This is a genomic window from Actinoplanes sp. NPDC021490 (assembly GCF_055562135.1).
On sequence record NZ_JBVHFW010000017.1, the window covers coordinates 135,833 to 150,662 of the forward strand.

At 72.1% G+C, this 14,830-nt stretch carries 13 protein-coding genes; 8 read left to right on the plus strand and 5 right to left on the minus strand.

Annotation, left to right across the window (positions count from 1 at the left end; genetic code table 11):
• Positions 1-684 precede the first annotated feature (684 nt).
• Complete coding sequence (locus ACZ3I4_RS35640; RefSeq protein ID WP_465386608.1) at positions 685-1,446, plus strand: SGNH/GDSL hydrolase family protein; 762 nt, start codon at positions 685-687, stop codon at positions 1,444-1,446.
• Positions 1,447-1,596: 150 nt separating this feature from the next.
• Here ACZ3I4_RS35640 and ACZ3I4_RS35645 read toward each other — a convergent pair whose 3' ends face one another.
• Positions 1,597-2,130: a GNAT family N-acetyltransferase gene (locus tag ACZ3I4_RS35645; protein ID WP_465386490.1), complete on the minus strand. Its 534-nt coding sequence runs from the start codon at positions 2,128-2,130 to the stop codon at positions 1,597-1,599.
• Between the two features lie 26 nt (positions 2,131-2,156).
• Between ACZ3I4_RS35645 and ACZ3I4_RS35650 the strand changes: the two genes are divergently transcribed.
• Positions 2,157-3,671, plus strand: a complete 1,515-nt coding sequence (locus tag ACZ3I4_RS35650; RefSeq protein ID WP_465386491.1) for a family 20 glycosylhydrolase — start codon at positions 2,157-2,159, stop codon at positions 3,669-3,671.
• Positions 3,672-3,678: 7 nt separating this feature from the next.
• On the opposite strand, the gene ACZ3I4_RS35655 is transcribed toward ACZ3I4_RS35650, so the two are convergent.
• Positions 3,679-4,779 (minus strand): cytochrome P450, encoded by a 1,101-nt coding sequence (locus tag ACZ3I4_RS35655; protein ID WP_465386492.1) that lies wholly within the window; start codon positions 4,777-4,779, stop codon positions 3,679-3,681.
• Between the two features lie 260 nt (positions 4,780-5,039).
• Between ACZ3I4_RS35655 and ACZ3I4_RS35660 the strand changes: the two genes are divergently transcribed.
• Both ACZ3I4_RS35660 and ACZ3I4_RS35665 read left to right on the plus strand, forming a co-directional pair.
• On the plus strand, positions 5,040-6,914 hold the full coding sequence (locus tag ACZ3I4_RS35660; protein WP_465386493.1) for a peptidase: 1,875 nt from the start codon (positions 5,040-5,042) through the stop codon (positions 6,912-6,914).
• A gap of 180 nt (positions 6,915-7,094) precedes the next feature.
• On the plus strand, positions 7,095-7,580 hold the full coding sequence (locus tag ACZ3I4_RS35665) for a hypothetical protein (RefSeq protein WP_465386494.1): 486 nt from the start codon (positions 7,095-7,097) through the stop codon (positions 7,578-7,580).
• Here ACZ3I4_RS35665 and ACZ3I4_RS35670 read toward each other — a convergent pair.
• From ACZ3I4_RS35670 to ACZ3I4_RS35680, 3 genes are read right to left on the minus strand one after another with little or no spacing between them, the layout of a single operon-like run.
• The gene (locus ACZ3I4_RS35670) at positions 7,565-8,542 is read right to left on the minus strand and encodes a helix-turn-helix transcriptional regulator (protein ID WP_465386495.1); all 978 of its coding nucleotides are present in this window, start codon (positions 8,540-8,542) and stop codon (positions 7,565-7,567) included. The two genes, ACZ3I4_RS35665 and ACZ3I4_RS35670, sit on opposite strands and share 16 nt — an antisense overlap.
• A gap of 59 nt (positions 8,543-8,601) precedes the next feature.
• Positions 8,602-9,468: a hypothetical protein gene (locus ACZ3I4_RS35675; RefSeq protein ID WP_465386496.1), complete on the minus strand. Its 867-nt coding sequence runs from the start codon at positions 9,466-9,468 to the stop codon at positions 8,602-8,604.
• Between the two features lie 11 nt (positions 9,469-9,479).
• Positions 9,480-10,148: a hypothetical protein gene (locus ACZ3I4_RS35680; protein ID WP_465386497.1), complete on the minus strand. Its 669-nt coding sequence runs from the start codon at positions 10,146-10,148 to the stop codon at positions 9,480-9,482.
• A gap of 255 nt (positions 10,149-10,403) precedes the next feature.
• On the opposite strand from ACZ3I4_RS35680, the gene ACZ3I4_RS35685 reads away from it, so the two are divergent.
• From ACZ3I4_RS35685 to ACZ3I4_RS35700, 4 genes are read left to right on the plus strand one after another with little or no spacing between them, the layout of a single operon-like run.
• Entirely contained in the window at positions 10,404-13,448 is a 3,045-nt protein-coding gene (locus ACZ3I4_RS35685) for a nitrate- and nitrite sensing domain-containing protein (RefSeq protein WP_465386498.1), read from the plus strand.
• Positions 13,449-13,868 carry a roadblock/LC7 domain-containing protein gene (locus ACZ3I4_RS35690; RefSeq protein ID WP_465386499.1) on the plus strand — a complete coding sequence of 140 codons (420 nt, stop codon included), beginning with the start codon at positions 13,449-13,451 and terminating at the stop codon, positions 13,866-13,868.
• On the plus strand, positions 13,858-14,244 hold the full coding sequence (locus ACZ3I4_RS35695) for a DUF742 domain-containing protein (RefSeq protein ID WP_465386500.1): 387 nt from the start codon (positions 13,858-13,860) through the stop codon (positions 14,242-14,244). Before ACZ3I4_RS35690 ends, ACZ3I4_RS35695 begins: the two co-directional genes overlap by 11 nt.
• Complete coding sequence (locus ACZ3I4_RS35700; RefSeq protein ID WP_465386501.1) at positions 14,225-14,824, plus strand: GTP-binding protein; 600 nt, start codon at positions 14,225-14,227, stop codon at positions 14,822-14,824. Before ACZ3I4_RS35695 ends, ACZ3I4_RS35700 begins: the two co-directional genes overlap by 20 nt.
• Positions 14,825-14,830: the final 6 nt, after the last annotated feature.

Here is a 14,830-nt window from a genome sequence, read left to right on the forward strand (position 1 = left end):
ACACGGCAGCCCGCCTGCGGCTCACCGATCCGGCGACCGCGAGCGGCACGGCAGCCCGCCCACCGCTCACCGACCCGGCGACCGCGCGGGCCGTGGGTCGATGGGTGCACTGGCCGATGCGTGCGGGGGGTGGTTGCTGCGTGCGGGGTTGCCGCCCGGGGGTGAGTTGCTGTGTGGGCGGGCCGATGCGTGCGGCGGTGGTTGCTGCGCGCAGGCTGCTGCGTGCGGGGTTGCCGCCCGGCGGTGAGTTGCTGCGTGCGCGGGCCGCTGGGCGCGGCGGTAGTTGCTGCGCGCGGGCCGCTGCGTGCGGTGGTGAGTTGCTGGGCGCGGCGGTAGTTGCTGCGCGCGGGCCGCTGCGTGCGGTGGTGAGTTGCTGGGCGCGGCGGCGGGCCGCTGCGTGCGCGGGCCCTGCGTGCGGGGTTGCCGCCCGGCGGTGGGTTGCCGCGTGCGGCGGTGGGTTGCTGCGCGCGTGGGCTGCTGGCGCGCGGTGGGTTGCCGCGTTCGGCGGCGGGGCGCTGCGTGCGCGGATGTGTCACTGCTTCCGGGGTATGACGCTGGTCGCGAAGGCGGGTCCGGCACGAGGGTGTTCGATAGCCTCGGCCGGTGTGTCCCGGGACGGCGTGGCCGGGGCGGTGGCAGCGGAGCGGTTCGCGGGGGCGGGTCGCGGCGGGAGGTTTCGGCGTGATGCGGTACGTGGCGATCGGGGACAGTTTCACCGAGGGCGTGGGCGACGAGCTGCCCGACGGCTCGGTCCGGGGGTGGGCCGATCTCGTCGCCGCCGGGCTGGCCGCGGGCCGGGGTGAGACGGTGCAGTACGCGAACCTGGCGATCCGCGGCCGCCTGCTCGAGCCGATCGTGACCGAGCAGCTCGACGCCGCGCTGGCGCTCGATCCGCCACCCACGCTGCTGTCGCTCAACGGCGGCGGCAACGACATGTTGCGCGGCGGCGACATGCTGCGACTGGCCGAGCTGACCGACAAGGCCGTGCAGCGCTGCGTCGACGCCGGCGTGCGGGTCGTGCTGCTCAGTGGCGGGGACCCGTCCGACCGGCTGCCCCTGGGCGGAGTGATGCGCCGCCGCGGCGAGGCCCTGACCCAGGCGGTCATCGAGCTGGCCAAAAACTACGACATCACGTTCGTGGACGTCTTCCACGACCGCGAGATCCGCCGCGCCGGTTACTGGTCATCCGACCGCCTGCACCTCAACGCGGCCGGACATCGCCGGGTCGCCGGCCTGGTGCTCAACGCGCTGGGCTACGAGCAGGCGGCCCACGTGATCGACCCGGGCCCGGCCGAGAGCCGCCGGGTGCTGGCCGAGGCCCGGTATTACCGCGAGCACGTCCTGCCCTGGCTGAACCGCCGGCTGCGAGGCCAGTCCTCGGGCGACAGCCGGACGGGCAAGTTCGAGACGTGGGCCGACATCAGCCCCGAAATCAGCTCCGTCTGAGGCCCCGAAATTAGCTCCGCCTGAGGCCCCGAAATCAGTTCCGTCTGACCGAGCCCCGGGCGCGAGGTCGTGCTCGGCCCGAACCGGCGGCACTCTCACCGCTCGGGCTCGGACCGAGGCCAGGCCGCGGTCTCGCTGGACGGTGGGGTGTCAGGGCAGTGGGCGGCGGCGGATGTGGTCGTCGTGCCACTCGTGGCCGACCAGGAAGCGCTTCGTGCCGACGATCTCGAAGTTGTGCTTGGCGTAGAACTTGGCCGCCCGGATGTTCTGCTGGTTGACGCCCAGCCAGCAGAACGCGGCCCCCGTCTCGGCCGCCGCGGTCAGGGTGTCGGTCATGAGCGTGGCGGCGGCGCCCGAGCCGTGCCGCTCCGGCGTCAGGTAGAACTTGCTCAGCTCGATGCTGGTGCGTTCGTCGATCACCGCGGACACGTCCGGGTCCTTGATCGGGCCGCTGACCAGCATCGAATAGCCGACGGGCCGGTCGTCGTGCAGCACCAGCAGCAGAATGCGTCCGGGGTCGGCCAGATAGCCCGTGAAGGCGGCCACCGACAGGTGTGTGGCGATGAACGCGTCAATGTCCGCCTGGAGGGTGCCGGGCGGGCAGGCCAGGCCGAACGTCCGTTCGGCCAGATCGTGCAGCAGTTCCGTGTCGGCATCTCCGGCGCGACGGGTCGTGATCGACATGGAAAGACAGTTTATTGTTCGTCATCGTGAGCGCTCCCACGATGAGACAACTCGGTGACGTCATTCCGCTGCCGGCGTCGGTCCGGCCCGACGCGACCGCCGACTTCCGGGTCCCGTCCGACGTGGCGGTGAGTGCCGCCCCCGCGGTGGCCGCCGTCGCCGACGAACTGGCCCGGCTGTTGCGGCAGGTCACCGGCTTCGCCGTGCCCGTCAAGGAGGGTGCCGGCGTGGTCCGGCTACGCCTCGACGAGGCCGCGGACGAGGCCAAGTCACCGGAGTCGTACCGGCTCGACATCGCGGCCGACGGCGTGACCCTCAGCGCGCCCGCCGCGCCGGGCCTGTTCGCCGGGCTGCAGACGCTGCGCCAACTGCTTCCGGTGACGGGACGGCACGAGCCGGACAACGTACGGGATGAGTCCGCGGCCCAGCCGGCCGAGGTCGTGCTTCCCGGTGGGCGGATCGAGGACGAGCCCCGGTTCGCCTATCGCGGCACCATGCTCGACCTGGCCCGGCACTTCTACGGCCCGGCCGACATCCGGTCCTACATCGACACGATCGCCCAATTCAAGATCAATCACCTGCACCTGCACCTCACCGACGACCAGGGCTGGCGGCTCGAGATCGAGGGCCGGCCACGGCTCACCGAGGTCAGCGGGGGCGAGGGCACGGGCATCGACGGCCAGGGCCCGGGCTTCCTCACCGCGCGGGAATACGCGGACCTGGTGGCGTACGGGGAAACCCGGTTTGTCACGATCGTGCCGGAGATCGACCTGCCCGGTCACGTCAACGCGGCTCAGGTCGCCTATCCCGAGCTGACCTGCGACGGCGAGCCGGTGCAGCCGCGCACCGACGCCGAGGTGGGCTACTCCTCGCTGTGCGCGGGCAAGGAGGAGACGTACGCCTTCGTCGAGGACGTCATCCGGGTCGTGGCCGGTCTGACCCCGGGCCCGTTCCTGCACATCGGCGGCGACGAGGCGCTGAGCACGACGGCCGAGGACTACCGCACGTTCATGACGCGGGTGCTGCCGATGGCCGGCAAGTACGGGAAGCGGGCGATCGGCTGGCACGAGATGGCCGCCGTCGACCTGCCGCCCGGCGCGGTTCCGCAGTATTGGCGGATCGAGCCGGCCGACGACGGTGTCGCGCGGGCCGCTCGGGACGGGCACCAGGTGATCATGTCGCCGGCCGACCGTAGCTATCTCGACATGAAGTACGACGAGTCGAGCCCGCTCGGCCTGGACTGGGCCGGACTGGTCAACGTCGAGCGCTCGTACGACTGGGAGCCCGCCGACCGCCTGCCCGGCGTGGGGGAGGAGTCGCTGCTCGGCGTGGAGGCGCCGCTGTGGTCCGAGACGCTGCGCAGCCTGGCCGACGTCGAGTTCATGGCGTTCCCCCGCCTGGCCGCGATCGCCGAGATCGGCTGGACGCCCCGCGCCGACCGGGACTGGTCGTCGTTCCGCCGGCGGCTGGCCGAGTTCGGGCCCCGTTTCCAGGCGCAGGGCGTCAACTTCCACCGTTCGCCGGAGATCGACTGGAAGTAGTGACGCCCTAGGGCACGACGATCTTTATGCCGCTTCGGGGGCGGGCCGGCACGCGGCTCAGGTCGATGTCCGAGTTCTGCGGCGGCAAGTAGTAGTCGAGCCGGGCCAGCCGCTGCACCAGCGTGCCGAGCACGGCGATGGTGATCTTCTCGCCAGGGCAGCGGTGGCCCGTACGCGGATCGCCGCCGCCCTGCGGGATGAGCTCGAACTCGCCGATCGGCCGCCCGAGGAACCGTTCGGGCCGGAACTCGTACGGCTCCGGCCAGACCCGCGGATCGTGGTGCTGGCCATAGACGTCGAGCAGCACGAGCGCGCCCTTCGGAATGTCCGTGCGCTGGAACTGCAGGTCGCGGCGCGCGCGGGCGCCCAGGAACGGCGCGAACGGATAGAACCGCCGCACCTCGTGCACGAATGCCAGCGTGTAGTCGTCGTCGCCGGCGCGCAGGCGGGCCCGCGTTTCCGGCCGTCGGTCGAGCGCGTGGCCCGCGAACGCGACGAACCAGGCCACGGCGGTGGTCGGGCGGATGATGTTGATCAGTTCGACGGCGGCGCTGCGCGCGTCGAGCAGGTATCCGTTCTCGAGGTGGTGCGCGATTTTCGAAATCGGCTCGTCGGTGGGTTCGCGGCGGCGTGCGTCCTCGATCAGTTTGGACAGTTGCCGTTCGCGGCGTACCCGGGCCAGCCGGGCCCGCAGATGCCGCGGCCCCAGCGTCGCGAAGCCGTCGACCATGGCCACCAGGTCAGAGGCCAGACCGGGATCTTCCGGTACGCCGGTCCACCGCGTCACCGCGTCCGCCAGCACCCGGGTGCTCTCGTCGAACAGCGACACCGCCTTGCCGCCCCGCCACCCGTCGGCCGCCTCGTCGAAGATCTTGCCGGCCAGCGAGGCGAGCGTGTCGATGCCGTCCTGGTGCATCAGCAACGCCACGAACAGCGCCTTGCGGGCCCGGTGGGCTTCGCCGTCGAGCGTGTGCACGCCCCGGCCGAACAGCGTGTCGACCACGGGTGCGGGCAGCGCCGTGTGCCGTTCGAGGTGGCCCTGGTCGTAGAAGAAGCGGGCCGCGTCGGGCCCGCTGATCGCGACCGCGGGTTGCCCGCCGATTCGCATCGGGATCGGCCGGCCGTGACTACGGCGACGAAGATCCGGAAGCCAAGCGTACCCTTTTGTCCCGAACGCGAGGGTCTGGTCGAGAAGAGCCATGGCAGTCCGTATCCCCCTCGGTGACGGCGCGAAACCGGCTCGAAAATCTTCCTTATTTTTCCCTCCGCCGGACTGTTCGTCTGCGGTTTCCGTTTCCGGGCGGCCCTAGTCTTGGGCTCGTTCGACGAATGGGGGGCAAGGTGCGACCAGCCGTACGGTCCGCGACGATGCTGGCCGGTTTTCTGGCGCTGGCCTGGCTGCAGGTCGGAGTGGTCCTGCTGATCGTGCTGCTGGTGCTCGAGCCGCTGCCCGGCGAGCTGGCCCTGCAGGTGGCGGTGCCGCTGGTGATCGCCGTGGCCGGTCTGCTCTGGTGGGCGACCGTGCGGGCGCTGCGTCTGCGCCGCCCGGCTCCGGCCGGGGTGCCGGTGCTGCGTCAGCACGCCCCCGCGCTCTGGACGATGATCGACGACGCTTCGGCCGCGGCCGGGGTCAAGCCGCCGTCGGGCGTGACCATCGTGGCCGGGGCGAACGTCAGCGTCGTGCAGGCTCTGCGTCTGGGCGGTCTGGCCGGCGGTCCTCGTCACCTCTATCTGGGTCTTCCGCTGTTGCAGGCGTGGGACGAGTCCCGCGTACGCGCCGTGGTCGCCCACGAGCTGGCCCACGGCTCGCCGGCGCTGGGTGGCCGGTTCGCCCCGATGGCCCGGCGCGGCCGGCTGGCCCTGGGCCGCATCGTCCCGCGCATCCCGCGCCGCAGCCCGGCCGGTCCGCTGCTGAGGGCGTGGGCCCGGTGGTACCGGGCGGTCGACACGCCGTACAGCCACGCGCAGGAGCTGGCCGCCGACCGGGTCGCGGCCACCTTCGCCGGTCCGCACGCCGCGGCCGCCGTGCTGCGCGACGGCCCGGCCCTCGAGGCCATGCAGCAGCTGTTCCACGCCGAATATCTCAGCCCCGGCTGGCAGACCGGACTCGTGCCCGACGACGTGTTCGGCGGCTTCCTGCGGGTGCTGGCCGCCCGCGTCGACGACATGGCCGTGCTCCGAGCGCGCGAGCCGGAGCCGCCCGGCGAGTGGGATCCGCACCCGCCGCTCGCCGAGCGCCTGGCCGCCCTGGCCGAGATCACCCCCGAGGGGCCCGAACCGCCGGGCCGGCCGGCCGACGAGCTGGTGCCCGACCTGCCCGGCCTGGGCCGCGCCCTGCAGGCGGTCGCGTTCCCGGTCGGCGCCCGCGCGGTGGTGAGCTGGGACGAGTTCTTCGGGGTGGCCCGTCAGGCCGAGATGGAGCGCGAGGCCGACGCGTCGCTGCGGGCGCTGTCCCGCGCCGCCGGCACGCCGGTGACCGGGGCGGCCGAGGTGCTCGACCTGGCCGCCGACGGCCGCCTGCGCAAGATCGCCGAGACGGTCTTCGACGACCGGCCGGCCGACGAGGTGTCGGGCCGCGTCACCGAGCTGATCGCGCTGCTGCTCGCGCTGTCCGCCCTGCGCAGCGGTGTGGCCCGCTGGCGGCACAGCTGGGCGGGCACGGCCGAGCTGGTCGCGATGGACGGGTCCTATCTGGAGCTGCAGGCGCCGGCCGAGGCGGCCGGCGATCCGGCCACGGTGGGACAGGCTCGCGAGTGGCTGACCTCGCTCGGCGTCGACCTGACCGCGGCGGCGCCGGCCGCGCGGCACCACTCGGCCCGGGTCCCGGTGCTCGGCGGCGTGGTCGGCGTGCAGGTCGACGGCGCCCGCACCGACCTGCTGGTTCTCGAGACGGGCCTGGTTCTCGTGCCCGCCCTGCCGCGCACCCGTCACCACGAGGCCAAGCGCCGGCTGACTCGCCTGGCCGCCGACGGCGTCCTGACCGACGGCTCTCCGGCGCCCGAGCCGGCCGGTTCCGCCGCCACGGCCACGGCCACCCTGACGAAGACCGACACCACCACCCGGTTCGTGCCGTTCGCCGATGTCGCCACGGCCTCGGCCACGCGCAACGGCCGCCGGTCATGGGAGATCAGCCTGCGGGACGGCGGGTCCTTGACCGTACGCACCACTCTGGACTCCGAGGAGCTTCCCGGCGGCTGGGCCGCGCTCGACGACGCCGTCGATTTCTTGACCCGCACCCGCTGATCGATTTCGGCCGGGTTGAACTTCCGCCTCCCGGCCAGTCGTATAACCGACCATCGAGCGAACACCCCGTTACATCACGTAACAATAACCTCGCGGAACGTTCGCTTTATCGCTCCCGATATCGGGTAGAGAACTGCCTGGGTGCGGCGGATGATCGGCAGTGAGGCGGGGAGGCCAGACATGGACCGGGGACCTTTGGCGCTCTTCGGCGCGATCGTCGCGGTCGGACTGGGCCCGGCGCTGTGGATGGGTGTCCAGCTCGGTGCGGTCCAGCAGGACAGCCCGGTCCGTCCGCCCACGGTGAGCGAGCAGGGCACGGTCGAAAAGGCGGACCAGGATCTGCTCGGCGGCACCGGGGCGGGCGAAGAAACCGGCACCAGCCCCGCCACCGAGCCGCGTGCCAACGTCGTCCCGTTGACCACCTCGCCCTCGGCCTCGCCGTCGCCCAGTGTCAGCTCCGAGCCGGAACCGTCGGCCTCCAGCACGAGCCCGGCGGCCGAGCCGACGCCGACCACCGACGACCCGGACTATCCGCCCACCGAGTCCACGACGACGGCCCCGACGAGCGAGCCGTCCGAGACCACCGAGCCGCCCGTCGACGAAGAGACGGCGCCGCCGTCGCCGCCCGGTGACGAACCGGACGACGACGACTACAGCGGCAAGTAGGTCGCGGCCAGTCCCCGGGCCGTCGCGGCGAAGCATTCGCGCAGCTCGGGCGGCTCCAGCACCTCGGCCTCGGCGCCCAGCTTGAGCAGCTCGATGTGCCCGTGCCGGACCGACTCGATCGGCACGCGCGTGACCAGCCAGCCGCCCTCGTCCGGCGGCCCGGCCTCGGCCCGCGCGACCCGGGACATCTCGGGCGGGAAGACGTACGCCATCCGGGTCAGCGCCTGGGTCGTCATCCGTACGGTGGCCGTCGCGGTGTAGACGCCCTGCTCGTACTGCTCGGTCCACTCCCGCCAGAAGCCGGCCAGGTCGAAGCCGGCGGGACGCGACACGGGCTCGTCCAGCAGCTCGGCCTCCAGGATGTTCGACACCCGGTAGGCCGTCGTCCGGGAGCCGGCCGCCGCGACCAGATACCAGCGTCCGGCCTTGAGCACGACACCGAGCGGGTGCAGCGTACGGGTGACCTCGCGCGGCGCCTTCCAGCGGCGATAACGCACTTCGAGGACGCGTCCGCTCCACACCGCGTCGGCCACGGCCGACAGATGCGGGGTCGGCTCGTCCCCGCGGAACCATCCGGGCGCGTCGAGGTGGAACCTCTCCCGCACGCGGTCGGCCCGGTCGGCCAGCTCGCCCGGCAGCGACGCCCGCAGTTTGAGCTGCGCGGCGGCCAGCACCGAGCCGAGGCCCAGTTCCGCGGCCGGACCCGGCATTCCGGCCAGGAACAGCGTGCCCGCCTCGTCCGAGGTGAGCCCGGTGAGCCGCGTCCGATAGCCGTCGAGCAGCTGATAGCCGCCGGCCGGGCCACGGTCGGCGTAGACCGGCACGCCCGCCGAGCCGAGCGACTCGACGTCGCGGTAGACCGTGCGCACCGAGACCTCGAGCTCGTCGGCGAGATCCTGCGCCGTCATCCGCCCCCGGGTCTGCAACAGCAGCAGGAGCGAGAGCAGACGGTCGGCGCGCACCCCTGCACGCTAACGCCGAAGGGGGAGCCGGTGGCTCCCCCTTCGCCTCGATGGACCGCTCAGAGCGCGGTCAGGCGGTTGATGATGTCCCGGTACGCCCGCAGTTCGACCCGCAGCTTCTCGGTGTCGTCGGCGTTGCCGCCCAGGCTGTCCCGCTGTGCCTTGAGCGCGCTGGTCAGCTTGTCGACCGCCTCCTCGACCAGGTGGGCCGCCTCGGCGGTGGCCTCCTTGGGCTCGTCGACGAAGCGCAGCTGGATCTCCCGGAACCGCTCGGTGAACGAGTCACCGTCCGCGAGCAGCTTCTCCCCGGTCTTGGCGGCCGGCTTGTCGCCGTCGGCCGTCGTGGCGGCTGCGGCGGGGGCCGCGGTGACCGGCACGGCCGCGACCGCGGTGGCCGGGGAGGCGGTGGGCTGGTGCTCCTCGCCGTCGAGCGTGCCGCCGGTGGCCGGGTCGACGGCCTTGGGGCTGTCGAAGGTGCCGTCGTCCTTGATCGCGTCGGCGTCCACGGCCTGACCCTTGCCGTCGAGCGTGTCGCCGGTGGTCGGGTCGACGGCCTTGGGGCTGTCGAACGTCCCCTCGTCCTTGATCGCGTCGTCCTGCGGCGACCGGTCGGCGGGCTCGTCGGTCAGCGGCAGGTCGACCGGCGGGTCCTGCGGACGGTCGCCGTCCGCGTCGGTGTGCGTGGCCCGATAGGAGGTGTCCTCGACGACCGACCCGTCCGGGCCGTACGTCGTGGTCTTGGTCACCTGTTCCTCGGTGCCGTTGCCGTCCCGGCGCTCACTGTCGGCGAACTCGGCGTCGGCCGCGTTCTCCCGGGGGGCGTCGCTCCACGGCGATCCGGCCCGCTGCGGGGGCACGGCCACCGGCTGGGTGCGGTCGGGATCGGTCTGGGTCTCGTTCTCTTTCTCGTTCGAGAAGAACTTCATGGCGGTGGCTCCTAGCGGCGGGTGTCGCGGGCAGGGGAGTCGGAATCGTCGGCGGCCGTACGGGGGGCCGGGGCCGTGGTGTCGTCCGAAGTGGACGTCGAAGTAGTAGTACCAGCCGGAGCCGGGGAGGTGGTGCCGATCGAGGGGACCGGGTCGGTTCCGAGCAGGTCGGCGAAGAGCGCCCGGTAGTGCACCAGCGCCTGCCGCAGATCCTCGGTGTTCGCGTCGCCCGCGCTGTTGCGCCGGCTGATCTCGTGCGCCTTGCGGTAGTGCTCCAGCGTGCGGGCGTGCTCGACGGACAGGTTGGCCAGCCGGTCGTCGTACTCGCCGGTCGGGTAGCCCCGCTCGTCGATCAGCCGGGTGACCAGGTCATCGGCGGCGGTGACGGCCTCCGACGGGTTGTCCACGAACTGGATCTGGAGCTCTTCCCAGTTCGCCGCGTACTCGCTCTGCGCCTCGGGGGACAGCGGCTTCAGCTCGAACGAGGCGTGCCTCTTCTCGCGCTCGCGAAGTTCCTTCTCGGCCTCGGTGCGGCTGCCGGAGTCGGCGACCACCCGGTCGTATTCCGGTCCGAACGTGTTCTGCAGCTGCTTGCGCCGTACCACCTGGACGCCGTACACGACCGCGGCGATCACAACCAGGATGACGACGATCAGGATGATCGTGGCTGTGGTGGACATGGGGCCTCCTCTTATCCGTCCCCGGTATTCCCATCCAGCACCTCCCGTCAATCCCCTCAGCGAGGTCCGGTTTCGATCGATCCCGTCGCCCCTGAGTAACCGCCTGGTCACAGTGTCATAAGCACGACCGGCCAAGACATGCCAATCTCACCGGTTAAAAAGGACTTAAGCCCGTTTTTAGGTACGCCGCAGTGGTGGCTCGGTCCGAAGACATTACGTATTCTCCCGAGGGCGTACGCACAAGAGCGGAGCCTGATGAAGAAGCGTTACTGGTCGATCCGTTCGAAGATCATCGTGTTGGTGGCCGTCCCGTTGACGGCCCTGCTGGCGCTGTGGCTCTTCGCGACGGCGCTCACCGCCGGACCGGCGTTCAACCTGCTGTCCGCCCGTACGGTGCTGGACAACGTCGGCAACCCCGGCATCGAGCTGGTCGGTCAGCTGCAGCGCGAGCGCCTGTTCAGCGTGGAATATCTCTCCGCCACCGGGCCGGCCGGCCAGTCCCTGCTCGACCAGCGCAGCGCCACCGACAAGGCGATCGCCAACTTCCGCCGGCTCGCCGAGGGTGACGAGGCCCGGGGCGCCACGAACGCCGCCCTGCGCGCGCGGATCGACGCCTTCGGGGTCCAGCTCGACAGCCTGACCGGCAATCGGACCCACATCGACCGTCGATCGATGGACGAGATCGGCGCGCAAAACTTCTTCAACAGCGTGATCGCTTCCGGCTTCCAGACGTTCGCGGCCACGGCCACCTTCAACGACCAGCGGATCGACGGCGAACTGCGCGCGCTCACCACGGTCGGGCAGGGCCAGGAATATCTGAGCCGGGTCGACGCGCTGGTCGGTGGCGCGACCGCGGCCGGGCGGTTCACCCCCGAGGTCCGCGGCGAGCTCATCCAGGACGTCGGCACCGCCCGCTTCCTGCTGGCCCGCGGCGTCGAGGACATGGCCGAGAGCGACCGCGCGGCCTACAACAACGTCGAGGGCGGGGTCGCCTTCGACCGGCTGAACAGCCTGCTCGACCAGCTCGTGCAGCAGAGCCGCGACGGCGCCGCCACGCCGGTGAGCAGCGCCGAGTTCCGCCCGTCGTACGTCGCCGTGGCCCAGGAGCTGCGCGAGTTCGAGGTGTCGGCCACCGACGCGCTCACCGACCGGGCCCGGCCGGTCGCCGAGCGGGTGCTGCTGCGGCTCGGCCTGGCCGGCATCCTCGGCCTCGTCGCGCTGGCCTTCTCGCTCTACCTGTCCGTGCGGGTCGGCCGCTCGCTCGTCGGCCGGCTGCGCCGCCTGCACGGCGAGGCGCGCGAGATGGCCGCCGAGCGACTGCCCGCCGTGGTCCGGCGGCTGCAGCGCGGCGAGGGGGTGGACGTCGACGTCGAGACGCCGCCGCTGGAGTACGGGCACGACGAGATCGGTCAGCTCGGCCAGGCGTTCAACGAGGTGCAACGGACGGCCCTGCAGTCCGCGGTCGAAGAGGCCAACGTCCGGCGCGGCCTCAACGAGGTGTTCCTCAACATCGCCCGGCGCAGCCAGACCCTGCTGCACCGCCAGCTCGCGCTGCTCGACCGGATGGAGCGCCGCGAGACCGAGCCGCAGGAGCTGGAAGATCTCTACCGGGTCGACCACCTCGCCACCCGCATGCGGCGGCACGCCGAAGACCTGGTGATCCTGGCCGGCGCGGCGCCCGGCCGCGGCTGGCGCAACCCGGTCCCGGTGATCGACGTCGTGCGCGGCGCGATCAGTGAGGTCGAGGACTACAAGCGCATCGACATCCGCTCGGTCGAGTCGTCCGCGGTGCTGGGCCGCGCGGTCGGCGACGTCATCCACCTGCTGGCCGAGCTGCTGGAGAACGCGGCCTCGTTCTCCCCGCCGCACACCCGGGTGCAGGTCACCGGTCAGGTGCTGCCCAACGGGTACGGGATCGAGATCGAGGACCGCGGGCTCGGCATGACCCCCGAGGCGATCGGCGAGGCCAACCGCCGCCTGGCCGAGCCGCCCGACTTCGATCCGGCCGACAGCGCCCGCCTCGGCCTGTTCGTGGTGGCCCAGCTGGCGCACCGGCACGGCATCCGGGTCTCGCTGCGCGCGTCCGCGTACGCCGGGGTGACCGCGATCGTGCTGGTGCCGGCCGACCTGATGGTCGGGACGGGCCCGGTCGCCGCGCTACCCGCGGGCGGGTCCACGGGGGAGCGCCCGCTGGTCGGCTCGGGCCGGGACGATCCGTCCCGTTCGCTGGCCGCGCTGCAGTGGCAGGGCGGCGAACAGCTGCGGCAGGTCACCGCGGCCGGCCGCCCCATCATCAACGGCACCGCGCTGCCCGGCCCCGAGGCCCCCCGGCCGGTCCGCGGCACGGTCACCGGCGGCCAGCATCGGCCGCCCGCCCAGACCGGACCGTCGCCCAGCTCGGTCGCCGCCGGGCTGAACGAGGAGGGCCTGGTCCAGCGCCGGCGCGTGCCCCGCACGGCCGAACCCGATCCGGCCGCCTTCGATCAAGCGGCCCTCGATCCCGACGCCACCGTGCCCGTGGCCGACCTCGGCCCGCTGCGGGCGGGGCTCGAGGCCCTCAACGCGGCGGCGGAGGCGCCGCCGCTCGACGTCCGGCCCGGCGGCCCCCGCATCCCGGCCCAACGAGCCGTGCCGCGCAACTCGGCGCCCGTCATGCCGGCCTCGTCGCCACCGCGCTTCCCGGCCGCGATGCCGACCGGGGCGCCGCTGTTCCCGGCGCCGCCCGCACCCTCGCCGGCAGGCGGAGCAGGCGGAGCAGGCGGAGCAGGCGGAGCAGGCGGAGCGGGCGGGGCCGGATCGGCCGCGGACGGGCCGGCGCGGACCACTGAGGACGGTTTGCCACGCCGGGTCCGGCAGGCCAGCCTGGCACCGCAGCTGCGGCGCCCGGCCGGCGAGCCACCGGCCGAGCCCGAGGCTCAGCTGCGCTCGCCCGAGCAGGTGCGCAGCATCATGAGCGCCCTGCAGTCCGGCACGACCCGCGGACGCATCGACGCCAGTCGCTATCTCAAGGACGACCGAGATCTCACTCCGCGTAATGGCCCTGCCGCAACCGGCGAGCGGAATGCCGGTGTTGAACGTCATACAAGTGCCAGATCCTCAAATGAAGATCGGTCTAATGCGGATGACACGGGCATTGACGGTCCCGCGCGCACCGCTTCCTTTGCGGATGCGGCTACCGTCAGTTTCCCGGCGATCGTGAACCTTGCGCTCGCCCGGGACGACAAAGCAAGCGGGGATGCGGCCAATGGCGGGCCATCCACCGGAAGCGACGACGTGATCAGGCCGGAAAAGGACGCATAAGTGACACAGACGACGAACCAGCGCGCCCACCTCACCTGGCTCCTCGACGATCTGGTGGAGCGGGTGCCCACGGCGCAGCAGGCGGTCGTGCTCTCCGCCGACGGTCTCCTGATGGGAGCGTCGGCCGGCATGGGACGCGAGGACGCCGAGCACCTGTCGGCGATGGCGGCCGGCTTCCAGAGTCTGGCCAAGGGCGCGAGCCGGCATTTCCAGGCCGGTCCGGTGCGGCAGACCGTGGTCGAGATGGAGGAGGCCTTCCTCTTCGTCACGGCGGCCGGTCACGGCGCGTGCCTGGCCGTGCTCGCCTCGGCCGACGCCGACCTCGGCCTGATCGCGTACGAGATGGCCATGCTCGTCACCCGGGTGGGCCAGAACATGAGCGCACCCGAGCGCTCAGCCGTGATGCCCGATGCAGGCTGACCAGCCGCGCGCGGCGCACGACTGGCTCGACCACGACGCCGGCCCGGTCGTCCGTCCTTACGCGATGACCCAGGGCCGGGTGGCTCCCGAAGGCAGCGAGTTCGACCTGGTCGCGTTCGTGGTCGCCACGGCCGGTGAGGATCCGGAGGGCGCCGGGCTGCAGCCCGAGCACCACGCGATCGTGGCCGCGTCGTGGGAGCCGATCTCGGTCGTCGAGCTGGCCTCGGCTCTCGACCTGTCGATCGGAGTCGTGCGGGTTTTGCTGGGTGATCTACGCTCGGCAGGGCTCATCTCGCTGTACGAACCCCCGGCGGCCTCTCAGCCGCACGATGTCGACGTACTCAAGGCGGTTGTCAATGGACTCCGTGCGCTCTGACCGCAACGGCGCATCGTCGCGCATCCCGGTCGCGCTCAAGATCCTGATTGCCGGTGGATTCGGCGCCGGGAAGACCACGATGGTCGGCTCGGTGAGCGAGATCCGTCCGCTGCAGACCGAGGAGGTCCTGACCGGGGTCGAGGGCGCCGACGACACCGGCGGCGTGGAGGGCAAGACCACCACGACCGTGACGATGGACTTCGGCCGCATCACGATCACCGAGGACCTTCAGCTCTACCTGTTCGGCACGCCCGGGCAGGACAGGTTCTGGTTCCTCTGGGACGAGCTGTCGCAGGGCGCGCTGGGCGCCGTGGTGCTGGCCGACACCCGCCGGCTCGCCGACTGCTTTCCCTCGATCGACTATTTCGAGCAGCGCGGCACGCCGTTCGTCGTCGCGGTCAACTGCTTCGAGTCGGAGCAGCGGTTCGGGGCCGACGCCGTGGGCCGGGCGCTCGACCTCGACCCGGGCGTGCCGGTCGTGCTCTTCGACGCGCGCGAGCCCACCGGGGCCCGCAATGTCCTGATCGAGCTGGTCGAGTACGTCGCCCGCAAGCAGTTGGCCGCGGCCGCGTCCCGCTGACGATCC